This is a genomic window from Streptomyces sp. A18, assembly GCF_059026065.1.
On the sequence record NZ_JBWLKL010000031.1, the window covers coordinates 65,037 to 84,048 of the forward strand.

The 19,012-nt window shown below is 70.1% G+C and carries 16 protein-coding genes; 12 read left to right on the plus strand and 4 right to left on the minus strand.

The window, feature by feature from the left end:
- The first annotated feature begins 67 nt into the window (after window positions 1-67).
- The 3 genes from xseA (at window position 68) to AC5P1C_RS33095 (ending at window position 2,333) form a co-directional block, all read left to right on the plus strand.
- Complete coding sequence (gene xseA / locus AC5P1C_RS33085) at window positions 68-1,276, plus strand: exodeoxyribonuclease VII large subunit (RefSeq protein WP_493869651.1); 1,209 nt, start codon at window positions 68-70, stop codon at window positions 1,274-1,276.
- A gap of 10 nt (window positions 1,277-1,286) precedes the next feature.
- The gene (locus tag AC5P1C_RS33090) at window positions 1,287-1,544 is read left to right on the plus strand and encodes an exodeoxyribonuclease VII small subunit (protein ID WP_493869652.1); all 258 of its coding nucleotides are present in this window, start codon (window positions 1,287-1,289) and stop codon (window positions 1,542-1,544) included.
- A 198-nt stretch (window positions 1,545-1,742) separates the two neighbouring features.
- Window positions 1,743-2,333 (plus strand): malonic semialdehyde reductase, encoded by a 591-nt coding sequence (locus tag AC5P1C_RS33095; RefSeq protein ID WP_493869653.1) that lies wholly within the window; start codon window positions 1,743-1,745, stop codon window positions 2,331-2,333.
- 105 nt (window positions 2,334-2,438) lie between these two features.
- Here the strand turns inward: AC5P1C_RS33095 and AC5P1C_RS33100 are convergent, their stop codons facing one another.
- Window positions 2,439-2,957 carry a DUF4245 domain-containing protein gene (locus AC5P1C_RS33100; RefSeq protein ID WP_493869654.1) on the minus strand — a complete coding sequence of 173 codons (519 nt, stop codon included), beginning with the start codon at window positions 2,955-2,957 and terminating at the stop codon, window positions 2,439-2,441.
- Between the two features lie 220 nt (window positions 2,958-3,177).
- On the opposite strand from AC5P1C_RS33100, the gene glpX reads away from it, so the two are divergent.
- Complete coding sequence (gene glpX, locus AC5P1C_RS33105; protein WP_363307907.1) at window positions 3,178-4,209, plus strand: class II fructose-bisphosphatase; 1,032 nt, start codon at window positions 3,178-3,180, stop codon at window positions 4,207-4,209.
- 97 nt (window positions 4,210-4,306) lie between these two features.
- Here the strand turns inward: glpX and AC5P1C_RS33110 are convergent, their stop codons facing one another.
- The gene (locus tag AC5P1C_RS33110; RefSeq protein ID WP_453532313.1) at window positions 4,307-4,687 is read right to left on the minus strand and encodes a WhiB family transcriptional regulator; all 381 of its coding nucleotides are present in this window, start codon (window positions 4,685-4,687) and stop codon (window positions 4,307-4,309) included.
- A gap of 144 nt (window positions 4,688-4,831) precedes the next feature.
- A complete protein-coding gene (locus AC5P1C_RS33115) occupies window positions 4,832-5,512 on the minus strand; it encodes a DUF1707 SHOCT-like domain-containing protein (RefSeq protein ID WP_493869655.1) in 681 nt (226 codons plus the stop codon).
- A gap of 158 nt (window positions 5,513-5,670) precedes the next feature.
- Here AC5P1C_RS33115 and AC5P1C_RS33120 point away from each other — a divergent pair, with 158 nt between their 5' ends.
- The 5 genes from AC5P1C_RS33120 (at window position 5,671) to AC5P1C_RS33140 (ending at window position 12,710) form a co-directional block, all read left to right on the plus strand.
- On the plus strand, window positions 5,671-7,338 hold the full coding sequence (locus AC5P1C_RS33120; protein WP_493869656.1) for a fumarate hydratase: 1,668 nt from the start codon (window positions 5,671-5,673) through the stop codon (window positions 7,336-7,338).
- 223 nt (window positions 7,339-7,561) lie between these two features.
- Complete coding sequence (locus tag AC5P1C_RS33125; RefSeq protein ID WP_493869657.1) at window positions 7,562-8,974, plus strand: class II fumarate hydratase; 1,413 nt, start codon at window positions 7,562-7,564, stop codon at window positions 8,972-8,974.
- Between the two features lie 66 nt (window positions 8,975-9,040).
- Entirely contained in the window at window positions 9,041-9,727 is a 687-nt protein-coding gene (gene fomD, locus AC5P1C_RS33130; protein ID WP_493869658.1) for a cytidylyl-2-hydroxypropylphosphonate hydrolase, read from the plus strand.
- Window positions 9,728-9,854: 127 nt separating this feature from the next.
- Window positions 9,855-10,547: a class I SAM-dependent methyltransferase gene (locus AC5P1C_RS33135; protein WP_493869659.1), complete on the plus strand. Its 693-nt coding sequence runs from the start codon at window positions 9,855-9,857 to the stop codon at window positions 10,545-10,547.
- Between the two features lie 57 nt (window positions 10,548-10,604).
- Window positions 10,605-12,710, plus strand: a complete 2,106-nt coding sequence (locus AC5P1C_RS33140; protein WP_493869660.1) for a SpoIIE family protein phosphatase — start codon at window positions 10,605-10,607, stop codon at window positions 12,708-12,710.
- A gap of 98 nt (window positions 12,711-12,808) precedes the next feature.
- On the opposite strand, the gene AC5P1C_RS33145 is transcribed toward AC5P1C_RS33140, so the two are convergent.
- The gene (locus tag AC5P1C_RS33145; protein ID WP_493869661.1) at window positions 12,809-15,070 is read right to left on the minus strand and encodes a transglycosylase domain-containing protein; all 2,262 of its coding nucleotides are present in this window, start codon (window positions 15,068-15,070) and stop codon (window positions 12,809-12,811) included.
- A gap of 268 nt (window positions 15,071-15,338) precedes the next feature.
- On the opposite strand from AC5P1C_RS33145, the gene AC5P1C_RS33150 reads away from it, so the two are divergent.
- Genes AC5P1C_RS33150 through AC5P1C_RS33160 form a run of 3 tightly spaced genes read left to right on the plus strand, consistent with a single transcriptional unit; the run spans window position 15,339 to window position 18,999 of the window.
- Window positions 15,339-15,866: a PadR family transcriptional regulator gene (locus AC5P1C_RS33150; protein WP_493869662.1), complete on the plus strand. Its 528-nt coding sequence runs from the start codon at window positions 15,339-15,341 to the stop codon at window positions 15,864-15,866.
- Window positions 15,863-16,549 (plus strand): ABC transporter ATP-binding protein, encoded by a 687-nt coding sequence (locus tag AC5P1C_RS33155; protein ID WP_493869663.1) that lies wholly within the window; start codon window positions 15,863-15,865, stop codon window positions 16,547-16,549. Before AC5P1C_RS33150 ends, AC5P1C_RS33155 begins: the two co-directional genes overlap by 4 nt.
- Window positions 16,546-18,999 (plus strand): ABC transporter permease, encoded by a 2,454-nt coding sequence (locus AC5P1C_RS33160; protein WP_493869664.1) that lies wholly within the window; start codon window positions 16,546-16,548, stop codon window positions 18,997-18,999. The genes AC5P1C_RS33155 and AC5P1C_RS33160 overlap by 4 nt, the downstream gene beginning before the upstream one ends.
- Window positions 19,000-19,012 lie beyond the last annotated feature (13 nt).

The following is a 19,012-nucleotide window of genomic DNA, read 5'->3' on the forward strand; positions in this document are numbered from 1 at the left end:
GGCGCAGGAACTCTTGACGCAGGAACAGGAAGAGCCCCCTGTCAGACCCTGCCGATACGCTCGGCGCATGGCTTTGAACACGTCTGCTGATGCCCCGCTGCCCGTCGGCGAGGTGTCGCGGCTCATCGGCGGGTGGATCGACCGGCTCGGTGCCGTGTGGGTCGAGGGGCAGATCACGCAGCTGTCCCGCAGGCCCGGCGCCGGTGTCGTATTCATGACGTTGCGCGACCCCTCGCACGACATCTCCGTCAGCGTCACCTGTTACCGCCAAGTGTTCGACGCGGTAGCAGACGTCGTCTCCGAAGGCGCCCGAGTCGTCGTCCACGCCAAGCCGGAGTGGTACGCGCCCCGGGGGCAGCTGTCCCTGCGGGCCGTGGAGATAAAGCCCGTCGGCGTGGGTGAACTGCTCGCGCGGATCGAGCAGTTGAAGAAGAGCCTCGCCGGGGAGGGGCTCTTCGCGGCCGACCGGAAGAAGCCGTTGCCCTTCCTCCCCCAGCTCATCGGACTCGTCACCGGGCGCGCGTCCGCCGCCGAGCGGGACGTGCTCGAAAACGCCAGGCACCGCTGGCCCGCCGTCCGCTTCGAGGTGCGCAACGTCCCCGTCCAGGGCGTGCACGCCGTGCCGCAGGTCGTGCAGGCCGTGAAGGACCTGGACGCGCTCGACGCCGTGGACGTGATCATCGTCGCGCGCGGCGGCGGCAGCGTGGAGGATCTGCTGCCGTTCTCGGACGAGCAACTCGTGCGGGCCGTCGCCTCCTGCCGTACGCCCGTCGTCTCCGCGATCGGGCACGAGCCGGACAACCCCCTGCTCGATTACGTGGCGGACCTGCGTGCCTCGACGCCGACCGACGCGGCCAAGAAGGTCGTGCCGGACGTCGGCGAGGAGTACGAGCGCGTGCGCTGGCTGCGGGACCGGGCCCGGCGCTGCATGGACGCCTTCCTCGACCGCGAGGACCGCGGCCTCGCGCACGCCTTGGGCCGTCCCTCCATGGAGAATCCGCACCGCATGATCGAGGAGCGCGAGGAGCAGGTCTCCGCGCTCGTCGACCGCAGCCGCCGCACGCTCGGGCACCTCCTGGACCGCGCCGAGTCGGAGCTGACGCACACCCACGCGCGCGTGGTGGGCCTCTCCCCCGCCGCGACGCTCCAGCGGGGGTATGCCGTGCTGCAGAAGGAGGACGGCGCGGTGGTGCGGGCAGCGGAAGAAGTCACCGCCGGTGAGCAGTTGCGGGCACGGGTCGCCGAGGGCGAGTTCACCGTACGAACCGAGATCTAGGGTGGGGCACATGACCAGCAAGACGGACGAGGCCACAGGCCCGGCGGACGCACTCGGCTACGAGCAGGCACGGGACGAGCTCATCGATGTCGTACGCCGTCTGGAGACGGGCGGCACCACACTCGAGGAGTCGCTCGCCCTGTGGGAGCGCGGCGAGGAGCTGGCCAAGGTGTGCCGCCGCTGGCTGGACGGCGCCCGCGCCCGCCTGGACGCGGCCCTGGCGGGGCCCGACGGGGACAGCGACACGGACGGGGACGGCGACGCCTGAGGCGGGCTCCCTGGGCCTTCGCCCCTGACCTGGCGCGTCGCGACCTGGTGCGTTGCGACCGGGTGCGTGGTGACCTGGTGCGTTGTGAAGCGGATCACCAAGCCCCGGATTTGGTTGAAACTTAAACCGCAACGCCGTACGGTCGGTCCTGCAAGCTGATCCATGTACGCACCACGCACGCACCGAGAAGGTTGATCCATGTCTCTCGTCCTTGACCCCGCCGCACAGGACCTGCTCTTCCGCGAGGCCCGCACCGCGAACTCCTTCACCGATGAGCCGGTCACGGACGAGCAGGTGCAGGCAATCTACGACCTGGTCAAGTTCGGCCCGACCGCCTTCAACCTGTCGTCGCTGCGCATCACCCTGGTCCGCTCCCCCGAGGCCCGCGAGCGCCTGGTCCAGCACATGGCCGAAGGCAACCAGCCCAAGACCGCCTCCGCCCCGCTCGTCGCGATCCTCTCCGCGGACAACGAGTTCCACGAGGAGCTGCCTGCGCTGTTCCCGCACTTCCCGCAGGCCAAGGACGTGTTCTTCTCGGAGCGCCCGGCCCGCGAAGGTGCCGCGCACCTCAACGCCGCGCTGCAGTCCGCCTACTTCATCATCGGCGTGCGTGCCGCGGGCCTGGCCGCGGGCCCGATGACCGGCTTCGACGCCGCCGGCGTCCAGAAGGAGTTCCTGGACGGCGACCACATCCCGCTGATGGTCGTCAACATCGGCAAGCCGGCCGAGAACGCCTGGTTCCCGCGCTCCCCGCGCCTTGAGCTCGACCAGGTCATCGAGACCGTCTGAGGCTGAGACTGAGGCTGAGGCCGAACGAGACGACCTGGACATGGGTGAGGGCCCCGGCGGACAGTGCCGGGGCCCTCACTCATGTCCAGACCGCGCCCAGCACCGTCAGGAAGTCTTCAGCGCCTGCGCCATCTCCGTCAGCTTCCCGAACGACGCCGTGCCCGTGACCACCGTCGTCGCGCCCTTGTCCTCGCGCACCAGGGCGTCGTACGTCTCGCCCTTGTAGCGGTGCCAGGTCTGGCCGTCGATCTTCTCGGTGTCCTTCGTCCGGACGGCCCGCTGCGTGACCTCTTCGATGAACTTGACCGGCTTCGCCGTGGACTGCTTGATCGCGACGTACTCACCGGCCGGGTCGAGGAAGCCCAGGTGCCAGCTGTCGCCCTTGGTGCCGTCGAACCGCACCGACGTCGGCTTCCACGCCTTGGCCAGGCCCTCCGGAGCGGCCACCGGATAGGCCGCCGCCCGCCGCGCGGACAGCAGCTCCACCCTGTAGTCGACGCGCTTGACGGGGCTCTTGGTGTCGTCGTGCGGGATGAAGATGTAGATCGCGCCGGCGACGAGAACGATCACCGCCATCGACCACAGCATGTTCCGTACGGTCTGCTTGCCTTGTCTGCCTGCCACGTCCCTATGTTCTCAGGCCCCGGACGCGGCTCTTCCCCCGGTGCTCCCCAAGCGGTGACCCGAGCGGTGACCAGCTCAGGGCCAGGGCAGGACCAGCGCAGTGACCCGCACGTCCGATCCGCTCATGCGTGGGGCCCTCTGCTCATTTTGTCGGCCTACGGATAGAGTCGTGGCACACCCTCATCCGGCCGTCGTCGTATCAGCAGAAAGGTGCGCTCCGATGACCGAGCATCATCTCCCTTCCGAGCTCGAAGTCTCTCCCGAGGCTCCCGACCGCAACCTCGCCCTGGAGCTCGTCCGGGTCACCGAGGCCGCCGCCATGGCCGCCGGCCGCTGGGTCGGCCGCGGCGACAAGATCGGCGCCGACGGCGCCGCGGTCAGGGCCATGCGGACCCTCGTCTCCACCGTCTCGATGAACGGCGTCGTCGTCATCGGTGAGGGCGAGAAGGACGAGGCCCCGATGCTCTTCAACGGGGAGCGCATCGGTGACAGCACCGGCGCCGAGGTCGACATCGCCGTCGACCCGATCGACGGCACGACCCTCTGTGCGAAGGGGATGCCGAACGCCATCGCCGTGCTCGCCGCCGCCGACCGCGGTGCCATGTTCGACCCGTCCGCGGTCTTCTACATGGACAAGCTGGTCACGGGCCCGGAGGCCGCCGACTACGTCGACATCAACGCCCCCGCGTCCGTCAACATCCGCCGCGTCGCCAAGGCCAAGGGCCGCTCGCCCGAGGACGTCACGGTCATGATCCTCGACCGCCCCCGCCACGAGGGCATCGTCAAGGAGATCCGCGAGACCGGCGCGCGCATCAAGTTCATCTCGGACGGCGACGTCGCCGGTTCGATCATGGCCGTGCGCGAAGGCACCGGCGTCGACATGCTGATGGGCATCGGCGGCACCCCGGAAGGCATCATCTCCGCCTGCGCGATCAAGTGCCTGGGCGGCGTGATCCAGGGCAAGCTGTGGCCCAAGGACGACGCGGAGCGCCAGCGCGCGCTGGACGCGGGCCACGACCTGGACCGCACGCTCTCGACGACCGACCTGGTCCGCGGGGACAACGTCTTCTTCGTCGCGACCGGCATCACGGACGGCGAACTGCTCCAGGGCGTTCGCTACGCCGCTGAGACGGCCTCGACCTCGTCCCTGGTCATGCGCTCGAAGTCGGGCACGATCCGCAAGATCGACTCGGACCACCGGCTCGCGAAGCTGCGCGCCTACAGCGCGATCGACTTCGACCGCGCCAAGTAGGCCGCCGCGAAGGCCAAGTAGGCTTCAGGGCGCGCGAGTTGCGCACACCGGAGGGGGCGCCCCGTGCGGGGGACGCCCCCTTCGGCGTACGGAAGAACTATCCGGCGGCGGCGATCGGTCCCGCGGTCGTGTGCGCGGCCTTCTTGAGCTCCACCTCGCGCCGGCGCCGCCTGGCGAGCACCACGCGGCGCTCCGCGGCCGTGAGGCCACCCCAGACGCCGTACGGCTCGGGCTGGAGCAAGGCGTGCTCCCTGCACTCGACCATCACGGGACAGCCGCCGCAGACGCGCTTCGCGGCTTCCTCCCGGGACAGGCGTGAGGCGGTCGGCTCCTTGGACGGGGCGAAGAACAGCCCGGCCTCGTCTCGGCGGCACACCGCCTCGGTGTGCCATGGAGCGTCTTGGTTCCGATCGCGCACTGGTTCCCGCTGGGCCGGAACGGCGGCGACCTGCAGGGACTGATGCGACGGCTGCAGCACGGGTCTACTCCTGACGACGGCTTCGCGAGCGAGAGACGATGCAGCAAGCTCTACCCGCTGTGTACGCGCCTATGCACTGAGTTCCGATGTACGAAAGTTCGCGCCGTCAGTGGCCGGATACCGGATACGCCCCTCAGCGGCGCGTCAGTGGCCGAGGTGCTTGCGCAGCTGCTTGTGCAGGTCCTTGACGAGCTTGCCGCGCTTGGGCTTCGCCTCGATGTTGCCCAGGACCGCGTACCCGTCGACGAAGACGACCGGGGCGTCCCGCTCGGCCGAATCGAGCATGTCCACCTCGAAGTTGCCCAGCACGCCCGTGCCGTTGCCCCGCAGAGAGACGTTCTCCGGGACGTGGATCTCCACGTTCCCGAAGACGGAGATCGCCTTGATGACGACCTGCCGCTGCTCGAAGATCGCCTCGCTGAGGTCGATCTCCACGTTCCCGAAGATCGCGTACACGTGCGTGCGGCGGCCCACGCGCCAGCGGCCCCTGCGGACGGAGCTGCTGAAGACCGCGACCAGGTTCTCGTCCGCCACCGGGGGCACCACGCCGTCCGACGGGCGTGAGGGGGCGGGCTCGGGCGTCACCGTCGCTCGCGCGGCGCCGCCCGCCGCGGGCAAGTCGCTGACCAGCGGCTCCAGTTCACCCATGGTCTTGGCGCGATAGACGCCGTCGATCCGCTCGCTGTGCTCCTCGGCCGTCAGCCGGCCTTCGGCGAGCGCATCGCGAAGGATGTCCGCCGTGCGGTCCCGGTCGGCGTCCGACGCGCGCAGGCCTGTCGGCCGCGGTTCCGGGTGGGTCTGCTGGGGGCGCTTCTCTAGGTCCACGCCACTCAGCGTACCCAAACGCGATAGATCGCGACTACCCCTCGAGCCGCCCTACTGAGCCTTACCTCACAGGCTCGCCCGTCCAGTGGCGCTCTACGCTGGTTGGCGCGTCGCCAATGGAGGCCGCGCCGCTGTCTGCCGAGTGAGGAATGGCCGTAATGCCAGAGTTCGAGTACTCCGATCTGCTCCCCCTGGGAGAGGACACCACGCCGTACCGGCTGGTGACCTCCGAGGGTGTCTCCACGTTCGAGGCCGACGGGCGGACGTTCCTCAAGGTCGATCCCGAGGCGCTGCGCACGCTCGCCGCCGAGGCGATCCACGACATCCAGCACTACCTGCGGCCCGCGCACCTGGCCCAGCTGCGGCGCATCGTCGACGACCCGGAGGCGTCGGGCAACGACAAGTTCGTGGCGCTCGACCTGCTGAAGAACGCGAACATCGCGGCCGCGGGGGTGCTCCCCATGTGCCAGGACACCGGCACGGCCATCGTCATGGGCAAGCGCGGACAGAACGTCCTCACCGAAGGTGAGGACGAGAAGGCGCTCTCGCACGGCATCTACGACGCGTACACGAAGCTGAACCTGCGCTACTCGCAGATGGCTCCGCTGAACATGTGGGAGGAGAAGAACACCGGTTCCAACCTCCCGGCCCAGATCGAGCTGTACGCGACCGACGGCGGCGCCTACAAGTTCCTCTTCATGGCCAAGGGCGGCGGCTCGGCCAACAAGTCGTTCCTCTACCAGGAGACCAAGGCCGTCCTGAACGAGGCCTCCATGATGAAGTTCCTGGAGGAGAAGATCCGCTCCCTGGGTACGGCCGCCTGCCCGCCGTACCACCTGGCGATCGTCGTCGGCGGCACCAGCGCCGAGTTCGCCCTGAAGACCGCGAAGTACGCCTCCGCGCACTACCTCGACGAGCTGCCCGCCGAGGGCTCGCCGACCGGGCACGGCTTCCGGGACAAGGAGCTCGAGGAGAAGGTCTTCGAGCTGACGCAGAAGATCGGCATCGGCGCGCAGTTCGGCGGCAAGTACTTCTGCCACGACGTGCGCGTGGTGCGCCTGCCGCGCCACGGCGCCTCGCTGCCCGTCGCGATCGCCGTCTCCTGCTCGGCCGACCGCCAGGCCACCGCGAAGATCACCGCCGAAGGCGTCTTCCTTGAGCAGCTGGAGACGGACCCGGCGCGCTTCCTGCCGGAGACGACGGACGAGCATCTGGACGACTCCGCGGACGTCGTCAAGATCGACCTGAACCAGCCCATGGACGCCATCCTCGCCGAGCTGACCAAGCACCCGGTGAAGACCCGCCTCTCTCTCACCGGCCCCCTCGTCGTGGCCCGCGACATCGCGCACGCCAAGATCAAGGAGCGGCTCGACGCGGGCGAGGAGATGCCGCAGTACCTGAAGGACCACCCGGTCTACTACGCGGGCCCCGCCAAGACCCCCGAGGGGTACGCGTCGGGCTCCTTCGGCCCGACGACGGCCGGCCGCATGGACTCCTACGTGGAGCAGTTCCAGGCGGCGGGCGGCTCCAAGGTCATGCTGGCCAAGGGCAACCGCTCCAAACAGGTCACCGACGCCTGTGACGCGCACGGCGGCTTCTACCTGGGCTCGATCGGCGGCCCGGCGGCGCGCCTCGCGCAGGACTGCATCAAGAAGGTCGAGGTCGTCGAGTACGAGGAGCTCGGCATGGAGGCGGTGTGGAAGATCGAGGTCGAGGACTTCCCGGCCTTCATCGTGGTCGACGACAAGGGCAACGACTTCTTCCAGAACCCGGCCCCGGAACCGACGTTCACGTCGATCCCGGTGCGTGGGCCCGGCCTGGCGTAGTCACGCAGGCAGTAAGGCAGGTAGTAACCCAGAAGGGGCCCTCTCCGCGGAGAGGGCCCCTTCGTGCCCCATCTGGGCCTCAGGCGAACCACTGGTTCGCCGCCACCCAGGTGCCACGCTCGCCGTCCGGCATGCCGCCGTAGAGCCTTGGAATACCCAGAACAGGACAAGTGCTCAACTTTTCAGCGAGGTTTGACGGAGAGGTGAGAGGTAGGTTCGAGGCATGACCAGCGACGCCAGCGCAAGCGACAGCGGTGAGTACCGGATCGAGCACGACTCCATGGGCGAGGTGCGGGTCCCCGCGCACGCCAAGTGGCGCGCGCAGACGCAGCGTGCGGTGGAGAACTTCCCCGTCTCCGGGCAGCGCCTGGAGCGCGCGCACATCGCCGCACTCGCCCGGATCAAGGCCGCGGCGGCGAAGGTCAACGCAGACCTCGGGGTGCTCGACAAGGACGTCGCCGCGGCGATCGCGGACGCGGCGGGCGAGGTGGCCGAAGGGCGCTGGGACGAGCACTTCCCCGTGGACGTCTTCCAGACCGGCTCCGGCACGTCGTCCAACATGAACACGAACGAAGTGCTCGCGACGCTGGCATCGGAGCGCCTGGGCCGGGACGTCCACCCGAACGACCACGTGAACGCCTCCCAGTCCTCGAACGACGTCTTCCCCTCCTCGATCCACATCGCGGCCACGGGCGCGGTGACGCAGGACCTGATCCCCGCCCTCGAACACCTGGCGACGGCCCTGGAGCGGAAGTCGGCGGAGTTCGCCGACGTGGTGAAGTCCGGGCGCACGCATCTGATGGACGCGACGCCCGTGACCCTGGGCCAGGAGTTCGGCGGGTACGCGGCGCAGGTGCGGTACGGCGTGGAGCGGCTCAACGCCTCGCTGCCGCGCCTGGCCGAACTGCCGCTCGGCGGCACGGCGGTGGGCACCGGCATCAACACCCCGCCCGGCTTCTCGGCGGCAGTCATCGACGAGGTCGCGCGGGCGACCGGGCTTCCGCTGACCGAGGCAAGGGACCACTTCGAGGCCCAGGGCGCGCGGGACGGCATCGTCGAGACCAGCGGGCAGCTGCGGACGATCGGCGTCGGCCTCACGAAGATCGCCAACGATCTGCGCTGGATGGCGTCGGGACCGCGGACCGGTCTGGCCGAGATCAACCTGCCCGATCTGCAGCCCGGTTCCTCGATCATGCCGGGAAAGGTGAATCCGGTCATTCCGGAGGCGGTGCTGATGGTCGCCGCGCAGGTCACCGGCAATGACGCGACGGTCGCCGCGGCGGGGGCCGCGGGGAACTTCGAGCTGAACGTGATGCTGCCGGTCATCGGCAAGAACGTCCTGGAATCCGTGCGGCTCCTGGCCAATGTGTCGCGGCTGCTCGCCGACAGGACGGTGGACGGAATCACCGCGAATGCCGAGCGGGCCCGTGAGTACGCCGAGTCCTCGCCTTCCGTCGTCACTCCGCTGAACAAGTACATCGGCTACGAAGAGGCGGCGAAGGTGGCCAAGAAGTCGCTCGCCGAACGGAAGACCATCCGGGAGGTCGTGCTCGAAGGCGGATACGTCGAGCGGGGCGAGCTCACATTGACGCAACTGGACGAGGCGCTGGACGTTCTGCGGATGACACGCCCGTAAGGCTGTTCACCTTGACGCCCGGAGAGGTTCTGAGGAGCCTGTCCGGGCGCCCACTAATATCTCCGCATGACAGACCTCACCACGCCGCCAACGACGAGCAGCGAAGCAGCACGCTGGGCCCCCGGTTCCCATGTGCTGTGGCGGTACAAGGAGAATGCCGGGAACAGCATTCACATCTGCCGTCCCGTCACGGTCGTGCGGGACACCGAAGAGCTGCTCGCCGTCTGGATGGCTCCCGGGACCGAATGCGTGAAGCCCGTACTCGCCGACGGTACGCCTGTGCACCACGAACCCCTCGCCACCCGCTACACCAAGCCCCGCGCGCTGCGCAGGGACCGCTGGTTCGGCACCGGCGTGCTGAAATTGGCCCGGCCCACCGAGCCGTGGTCGGTGTGGCTGTTCTGGGATCCGGGCTGGCAGTTCAAGAGCTGGTACGTCAATCTAGAGGCACCGCGCGTCCGTTGGGACGGAGGCATCGATTCCGAGGATCACTTTCTGGACATCTCCGTTCGCCCCGACCGGACTTGGCAGTGGCACGACGAGGACGAGTTCGCCCAGGCCCAGCGCGCCGGCCTGATGGGAGCGGGAAAGGCGCAGGAAGTGCGGGCCGCGGGGCATGCCGCACTCGACGTGATCCGCTCGTGGGGAATGCCGTTTTCGGACAACTGGCAGCACTGGCGCCCCGATCCGGACTGGGCGATTCCAGCCCTTCCGGATGACTGGGACCGCACGCCCGCGCATGTGACGTCATGAGACCCTTGATGCGCCCCCAGGGTTCAAACGTAGGATCGTCCTCCGCAAGGGCGCACAGCAGCAACTCAGCAGCAACTCCCTGAGCTTGCGCGTTGCCTGACAGGATGTCATCGAAGGGCGGCAGAACGTGAGCGAGGCGAGCGAGTTCGACAGGTACGGCGGGCCATCCGGCCCGCTGCCCGACCGGACGGGCCAGGCCGAGGCCTTCGACGCCATCGGTCAGCACTACGACGACGCCTTCCCGCACAAGGACGGCCAGCTGGCCGCCGGGCTCAGGCTCGCCGACGCGCTGCCGCCCGGGTCGCGGGTCCTCGACGTGGGGTGCGGCACCGGACTCCCCACCGCCGGTCAGCTGGCCGACGCCGGGCACTCGGTCCTCGGCATCGACCTCTCCGCCGGCATGCTCGACCTCGCCAGGAAGAACGTGCCCGCGCCGAACGCGGAGTTCCGGCAGCTCGACGTGGCGGCGCTGCGGGCCGAAGGCCCCGGCGGCGTCGGCCAGTTCGACGGGATCGCCGCTTTCTTCGCGCTTCTCATGCTGCCGCGAGCCGAGATCCCGTACGCTCTGCGGCTGCTGCACGGACTGCTGCGTCCCGGCGGTCTGCTCGCGCTCTCCATGGTCGAGGCCGACCTGGACGACGCGGGGATTCCGTTCCTGGGGCACACAATCCGGGTATCCGGTTACCTGCGAGACGAACTGCGCCAGGTCGTACGGGACGCGGGCTTCGACATCGTCGAGGAGGACACGTACTCCTACGCCCCGGCGAGTACGGAAGTACCACCAGAGCACCAGCTCTTCCTGCACTGCCGACGCGGCTGACCCACGTAGCCCCACCGGACACCAAGGCGCAGCCCCGGACGGACGGATTCGAAACGCGTGACGGAGCACTCCATCCCCGACGAGGGCCGACAGCCCCGAGCTGCCCGGCCCGCCGCCCCCGCGGACCCCCGCGGGGCGCAGGCGCGCGCCCCGAAGTCGAGGGACACCGCGGGCGCGGCAGCTCTCCCCGCACAGCCGCAGGCCCAGGCCCGGACGGGGGACGCCACCGCGAGCCCCAGCGACGAGCACTCCCAGTCGTCCGGGCCCCCGGGACAGCAGCCCGACCAGCACCGCCCGCGCCCCGCCCCGGAAGGCGTGCCGTCCCAGCCGGGACCCGCCCAGGCGGGCGGCCAGGGCGGCGGCGCCGACATCCCCGACGACCTCTCCGCGGGCGCCCCCGGCGGCGAGGAGCGACGCACGGGACAGCCACGGCCCTCGGGCCCCGCGGCGATGCGGCGCGACGGCGACCGGCTTCGCTTCGTGGGCGCCGCGACCCGGCGCATCGCCCGCGGCATCGACCTGGACGAGATCGTGATGGGCCTGTGCCGGGCCACGGTGCCGACGTTCTCGGACGCGATACTGGTCTATCTGCGCGACCCGCTGCCGGTCGGCGAGGAGCGGCCAAGCGGAGCCCTCGTACTGCGCCTGCGCCGCACCGACCGGCTGCGTTCCATTGAAGAAGGGGCCGAGGAGCCCGACACCGAGGGCGGCACCCTGCCCGCCCTCCAGGTGCAGGCCGACCTCGTGACGACCACCGAGCTGTGCGAGGTGCGTCCCGGCGGCGCCCTCGCCGAAGTGCTGCGCGGCGTACGCCCGGTCTTCGCCGACGCCCCCGCGGCCCGCGCCGCGCTGCCCGAACTGCTCGGCGACGGCCGCACCGTGCCGGGCGGGCAGCGCACGATCCTCGCCCCGTTGCGGGGCAGACGCCGGGTGATCGGCGCCGCGGTGTTCCTGCGCCGCCCCGACCGGCCCCCGTTCGAGGGCGACGACCTCCTGGTCGCCGCCCAGTTGGCCACGCACAGCGCGCTCGGCATCGACAAGGCCGTGCTCTACGGCCGCGAGGCGTACATCGCCGACGAGCTGCAGCGCACGATGCTGCCCGAGACCCTGCCACGGCCGACCGGCGTCCGCCTGGCGTCCCGCTATCTCCCGGCCGCCGAGACGGCCCGCGTCGGCGGCGACTGGTACGACGCGATCCCGCTGCCCGGCAGCCGGGTCGCGCTCGTCGTGGGCGACGTCATGGGCCACTCCATGACCTCGGCCGCGATCATGGGCCAGCTGCGGACGACCGCCCAGACCCTGGCCGGGCTCGACCTGCCGCCCCAGGAGGTCCTGCACCACCTGGACGAGCAGGCCCAGCGGCTCGGCTCGGACCGGATGGCGACCTGCCTCTACGCGGTGTACGACCCGGTCGCGCACCGCATCACCATCGCCAACGCCGGCCACCCGCCGCCCGTCCTGCTGCACTTGGGCGGCCGTGCGGAAGTCCTGCGGGTCCCGCCGGGCGCCCCCATCGGCGTGGGCGGCGTCGACTTCGAGGCCGTGGAGCTGGACGCGCCCGCGGGCGCCACGCTGCTCCTGTACACGGACGGCCTGGTCGAGTCCCGGCTGCGTGACGTGTGGACCGGGATAGAGCAGCTGCGCGAACGGCTCGCCGCCACCGCGCAGTTGACGGGCCCGGACCATTCGCCGCCCCTGGAGGCCCTCTGCGACGACGTGCTCGACATGCTCGGCCCCGGCGACCGGGACGACGACATCGCGCTGCTCGCCGCCCGCTTCGACGGGATCGCGCCGAGCGACGTCGCGTACTGGTACCTGGAGCCGGAGGATGCCACGCCCGCCCGCGCCCGGCGCCTGGCCCGCAGCGCCCTGGAGCGCTGGGGCCTCCAGGAGCTGACGGACTCCCTGGAGCTCCTGGTCAGCGAGGTCGTGACGAACGCCGTGCGGTACGCGTCTCGCCCGGTGACCCTGCGCCTGTTGCGTACGGACGTGCTGCGCTGCGAGGTCGGCGACGACGTGCCGCAGTTGCCGCGGCTCCGGCAGGCGCGGGCCACGGACGAAGGCGGACGCGGGCTCTATCTGGTCAACAAGCTGGCCCGGCGGTGGGGCGCGACGCGCCTGAGCACCGGCAAGGTGGTCTGGTTCGAGCTGAACCACAGCTGAACCACGGCTGAGCCAGGCTGAACCGGAGCTGGTCTCGGGGCAGTTCACGACGAAGGCGCCCGGAAGCAATGGCTTCCGGGCGCCCTTGTGCTGTGCCGTCAGTCCCTGCCCGGCCGCCCGTTCGGGTTCTCCGGGATCTCGATGGAGTCCGTCGGGTCCGGCTCCGGGTCACCCGTCGGCGGTGCCGTGGTCGGGTCGTCCGTCGGCGGCTCGGTCGTCGGGGTCTCCGTCGGCTCCTCCGTGGTCGGGTCGTCCGTCGGCGGCTTCGTCGTCGGGTCCTTGGTCTTCGTCGGCTCTTCCGTGGGCTCCTGCGGGGTCTGCGTGGTCGGGTCCGGGGGCGGTGCGATGGCCGCGCCCATCGAGGTGTCCAGGTCGAACTCGCTGGGCGAGCCCATCGCGTCGAAGGTGTACGCAGCCCAGATCTGCGCCGGGAAGCTGCCGCCGTCGACGCGCGGCAGACCGCCGGCGCCCTTCATGGAGACCTGCTTGCTCTCCTCGGCCGTGCCCGCCGCGCCCTCGCCGAACAGGCCGACGGAGGTGACCAGCTTCGGCGTGTAGCCCACGAACCAGGCCGACTTGTTGTCGTCGGACGTACCGGTCTTGCCCGCCACGTCCTGCGTGGGGTTGCGCACCGCGCGGCCCGTGCCGTCGTCGACCACGCCGGTCAGGACCGAGGTGAGCGAGTCCGCGGTGCCGCGCTCGACGACCTGCTCGCCGATCGGGTCCGGCAGTTCGACCGAGCGGTCCTTGTGCTCGACGGAGGCCACGAGCGCGGGCGTGACCTGCTTGCCGTGGTTGTCGAGCGTCGCGTACACGCCCGCCATCTCCAGCGGACTCGCGCCCATGGTGCCCAGGGTCTGCGCGGGCACGGCGGGCAGGTCCTCGACGTCCATGCCGAGCTTGCCCGCGGTCTCCAGTACGTCGTCCATGCCGACGTCCACGCCCATCTGTGCGAAGACGGAGTTGATGGACTTGTTCATCGCCTTCTGGACGTTGACCTGGCCGTAGCTCTTGTCGTCCTCGTTCGGCGGCGCGAAGGCGACGTCGCTGCCCTTGACCGGGCGCTCGCTGGTGCCGTCGTAGATCGTGTTCGCCGTGATCGGCTGGCCGGACTGCGTCGTGGCGCCCTTCTCCAGGGCGGCGGCCAGGATCAGCGGCTTGAAGGTGGAGGCGGGCTGGTAGTCGCGCCGGGTGGCGTTGTTCGTGTAGTGCTTCACGTAGTCCTTGCCGCCGTACATGGCGAGGACCTTGCCGGTCTTGGGGTCGACGGACGCGGCGCCCGCCTGCACCCGGGCGTCGGCCTTGCGCTTGTCGGGGTCGAGCTGGTCGTTCAGCTTCTTGTCGACGGCCTTCTCGAGCTGCTTCTGCTTCTTCTCGTCGACGTTGAGCGTGATCGTGTAGCCGCCCGCGTCGAACTGCTCCTCGCTGAGGTGGCCCGCCTTCATGACCTCGGCCTTGGCCTCCTTCACGAGGTAGCCGGTCTGGCCTTCGAGGCCGGGCGCGGCCTTGGGCGGCTCCGGCTTGTCGAACTTCAGGCCCTCGCGCTCGCTCGCGGGCAGCCAGTTCTCCTCGACCATGTTGTCGAGCACGTAGTTCCAGCGCTCCTTCACCAGCTTCTTGCCGGCGTCGGTGGCGGAGGCCCAGTCGTACTGGCTCGGGGCCTGGAGGAGCGCGGCGAGGTAGGCGCCCTGCGTGACGTTCAGCTTCTCGGCGTCGACGCCGTAGTAGGCCTGGGCCGCGGCCTGGATGCCGTAGGCGCCGCGGCCGTAGTAGCTGGTGTTGATGTACCCGGCGAGGATGTCGTCCTTGCTCCGCTTCTGGTCCACCTTCAGCGAGATGACCAGTTCCTTGAGCTTGCGGGTCACCGTCTGGTCAGCCGTCAAGTAGTAGTTCTTGACGTACTGCTGGGTGATCGTCGAGCCGCCCTGCTTGCCCTTGCCGGAGACGGTGTTGATCAGGCCGCGGGCCGTGCCCTTGAAGTCGACGCCCTTGTCCTTGTAGAAGGACTTGTTCTCGGCGGCCACGAACGTGCGCTGCACGTCCTTGGGCACCTTGTCCAGGTCGACGACCTCACGGTTCAACTCGCCGGTCCTGGCGATGACCTTGCCGTTCTTGTACTTGTAGACGTTGCTCTGGAGCTTGGCCGCGGCGTTGCCCTCGGGCACGTCGACCACCATGTAGAGGACGACGAAGGAGAGCATGCCGAGCAGGCAGAGCCCGAAGAACGTACCCAGGATCTTCTTCAGCGTGAAGAAGCGGCGTATGCCCGTGCGCTTGGGTTTGCCGCCACCGGCGGGGCGCCCGCGCGATGCCCGGCGCGCGCCGCGCTGCCGCGCTTGTCGCTCTTCCGCTCGGCCCATGAGTGTGAGTGCTCCGCTTCCGTCTCGTCGCTCTTCCGTACAGATGACTGGCGAGTCAGCTCAAGAAGCTAACACCGCACCTGGGGACAAAGGACTGCCGATCCGGTCTTTTCCGGACGTGACAATCAGCACCTGCCCCACCGGAACCGGTGATTGCCCCCCATAGACCGACGACCCTGGAGCCCAGAAGGTTGCCCGCCTTTCGAACCTGTGAGCCCCGAGATGCGGGTATACATGCCACGTATACACACGGTGTAGAGTGCTCCGCATGTCCATCGGTCACACCCTCCTCGGCCTCCTTGAGTCGGGCCCGCGCCACGGCTACGACCTCAAGCGCACCTTCGACGAGAAGTTCGGTCACGACAAACCACTGCACTACGGGCAGGTCTACTCGACCATGTCCCGCCTCCTGAAGAACGGCCTCGTCGAGGTCGACGGCATAGAGGCGGGCGGCGGCCCCGAGCGCAAGCGGTACGCGATCACCGACGCCGGCATCACCGATGTCGAGCAGTGGCTCGCCACCCCGGAGAAGCCCGAGCCCTACCTCCAGTCGACCCTCTACACGAAGGTCGTCCTCGCGCTCCTCACCGAGCGCGACGCCTCGGAGATGCTCGACGCCCAGCGGGCCGAGCACCTGCGCCTGATGCGCATCCTCACCGACCGCAAGCGCAAGGGCGACCTCGCCGACCAGCTGATCTGCGACCACGCGCTCTTCCACCTCGAAGCCGATCTGCGCTGGCTCGAACTCGCCGCCGCACGCCTCGGCAGGCTCGCCCAGGAGGTTCGCTCCGCATGACCCCCGCAGGTTCCCTCCTGACCGCCTCCGGTCTCCGCAAGACGTACGGTCCTACGACCGCGCTCGACGACGCCGGGTTCTCCATCCACCCCGGCGAGGTCGTCGCCGTGATGGGTCCCTCCGGCTCCGGCAAGTCCACGCTCCTGCACTGCCTCGCGGGGATCGTCAAGCCCGACTCAGGCTCCATCACGTACAACGGCCGCGAACTCACGGGCCTGCCGGACGCCACGCTGAGCGCCTTGCGCCGCAGCGAGTTCGGCTTCGTCTTCCAGTTCGGGCAGCTGGTCCCCGAGCTGACCTGCGTGGAGAACGTCGCGCTTCCGCTGCGGCTGAACGGCGCCAAGCGCAAGGACGCCGAGGCCACCGCCCGCACCTGGATGGAGCGCCTGGAGGTCGATGACGTCACCGCCAAGCGGCCCGGCGAGGTCTCCGGCGGTCAGGGCCAGCGCGTCGCCGTGGCCCGCGCGCTCGCCACGAGCCCGCGCGTGCTCTTCGCCGACGAGCCGACCGGTGCGCTCGACTCGCTCAACGGCGAGCGCGTGATGGAGCTGCTCACCGACGCCGCGCGCTCGACGAACGCCGCCGTGGTCCTGGTCACGCACGAGACGCGCGTCGCGGCCTACTCCGACCGCGAGATCGTCGTACGCGACGGCAGGTCACGTGACATGGAGCGGGCGATATGAGTCTCGACACCCGTCCCAGGACCGGTGCCGGGTCCGGGCCGCCGCTCGCCGACGACACCGCCGTGTCCAAGGGGGGACCGCGCGCCTTCGCCCGCGACCTCGCGATGGGCATGCGTTTCGCCGTCGGCGGCGGCCGTGAGGGCTGGATCCGCACCCTGCTCACGGCGGTCGGCGTCGGCCTCGGCGTGGCACTGCTGCTCGGCGCTTCGTCCGTGCCCAACCTGCTCCAGCACCGCGAGGACCGCCAGGTGGCCCGCGCGGCCAACGACCAGTTCTCGGCCGACGAGGTCAAGCGCTCCGACTCCACCGTCCTGCAGCGCGACACCCCCACCGACTTCCGCGACGCGACGGTGGGCGGCCGCGTGCTGCGCGCCGACGGCGCGCACCCGAACCTGCCGCCCGGCCTGGACAAGATCCCCGCGGACGGCGAGATGGCCGTGTCGCCCGCGCTGCGCGACCTCCTGGACAGCCCCGAAGGCGCCCTCCTGAAGGAGCGGTTCGGCGACTACCGGATCACGGACACCATCGGTGACGCGGGCCTGACCAACCCCAAGGAGCTCTACTACTACGCCGGTTCCGACGCCCTCACCCAGGCGAAGGGCGGCCACCGCACAGCGGCCTTCGGCTACAAAGAGCCCGCGGAACCCATGGACCCGCTGCTCATCGTCCTGGTCGTCCTGATCTGCGTGGTCCTGCTGACCCCGGTGATCATCTTCATCGGCACGGCGGTCCGCTTCGGCGGCGACCGGCGCGACCGGCGGCTGGCAGCGCTGCGCCTGGTCGGTGCGGACGCCCACAGCGTGCGGCGCATCGCGGCGGGCGAGGCCCTGTGCGGCGCACTGCTCGGCCTCGCCCTGGGCGGCTTGTTCTTCCTGGGTGTGCGCGAGGTGATCGGCACCCTCGACGGGTGGAAGATCAGCGCCTTCCCCTCCGACGTCGTGCCGATGCCCGGCCTCGCCCTGCTGATCCTGCTCGCGGTGCCCGTCACGTCCGTCCTGGTCACCCTGGTCGCGCTGCGGGCCGTCTCCATCGAGCCGCTGGGCGTCGTGCGCTCCACCAAGCCCCGCAAGCGCCGCGTCTGGTGGCGCGTCGTGATGCCGCTCCTCGGCCTCGGGATCCTGCTCGCCTCGGGGCGCGTCGGGGGCGACGTGGTCAATGGCTACGTCGGGGGCAACGTGGCCCCGCCGGTCGTCGCCATCGGCGTGGGCGCCACGCTCACCCTGGTGGGTCTGGCCGCGCTGCTGCCCTGGCTCGTCGAGGCGAGCGTGGCGCGGCTGCGCGGCGGTGGCCCCGTGCCGTGGCAACTGGCCACCCGAAGACTCCAGTTGAGCAGCGGCACGGCGGCGCGCGCGGTCAGCGGCATCACCGTCGCGGTGGCGGGCGCGGTCGCCCTGCAGATGCTGTTCGTCGCGATGAACGACGACTTCAACCGGATGACCGGGAGCGACCCGGGCCGCGCCAAGCTGGTGGTCAGGGTCGACGTCGGCGACGGCGACCTCGCCGACCGGATGATCGACGAGTTCCGCACGACCGAGGGCGTCAAGAACGTCATCGGCACGGTCTCCACGTACGTCGTGAAGCCGGGCAAGATGACGGACCCCGACGCCATACGGCCCACCACGGAGCTGACGGTCGGCACCTGCGCGAACCTGCGTGAGCTGGCCCGGATCGGCCGTTGCGAGGACGGCGACACCTTCGTCGTGCACACCGGCGACGCCGAGATGAACGACTGGGTCGACGAGTCGGCCCGTCCGGGCAAGCCGATCGACCTGAACTCCGACAGTTGGGACGAGGCGGGCCAACAGCACGCCCCGTGGACGCTGCCCGCCGCGTCACGCACGGTCAAGGCCCGCCCCGACCCGGGCGGTGACCTGCACGACGGCATCTACGCGACGCCCGGCGCCATCGACTCCGCCAAGCTCTCCGACGCCACGACGACCGCCATGATCCAGGTCGACCCGGACTCCCGGGACGCCGAGGAGTACATCCGCAACACCGCGGCCCACGTCGACCCGTTCCTCGAAGTGGCGACGCTGCGCGCGGTCGAGCGCGACAAGCAGTACGCCACCATCCAGACCGGCCTGGAGATCGGCGCGATGGCGACGATGCTGCTGATCGCGGTGTCCATGCTGGTCTCGATGATCGAGCAACTGCGCGAGCGCAAGCGCCTGCTCGCGGCGCTCACCGCGTTCGGCACGCGCCGCGCGTCGATGGCGTGGTCGATCCTGTGGCAGACGGCGATCCCGGTCGCGATCGGCCTCACGCTCGCCGCCGTGGGGGGCGTCGGTCTCGGCTGGGTCATGGTCCGCATGATCCAGAAGCGGGTCACCGACTGGTGGCTCTTCGCCCCGCTGACGGTCGCCGGAGCCGTGCTCGTCGCGGTCGTGACGCTGCTCAGCCTGCCGCCGCTGTGGCGCATGATGCGCCCGGACGGCCTGCGCACGGAGTAACTCCCCCCGCAGT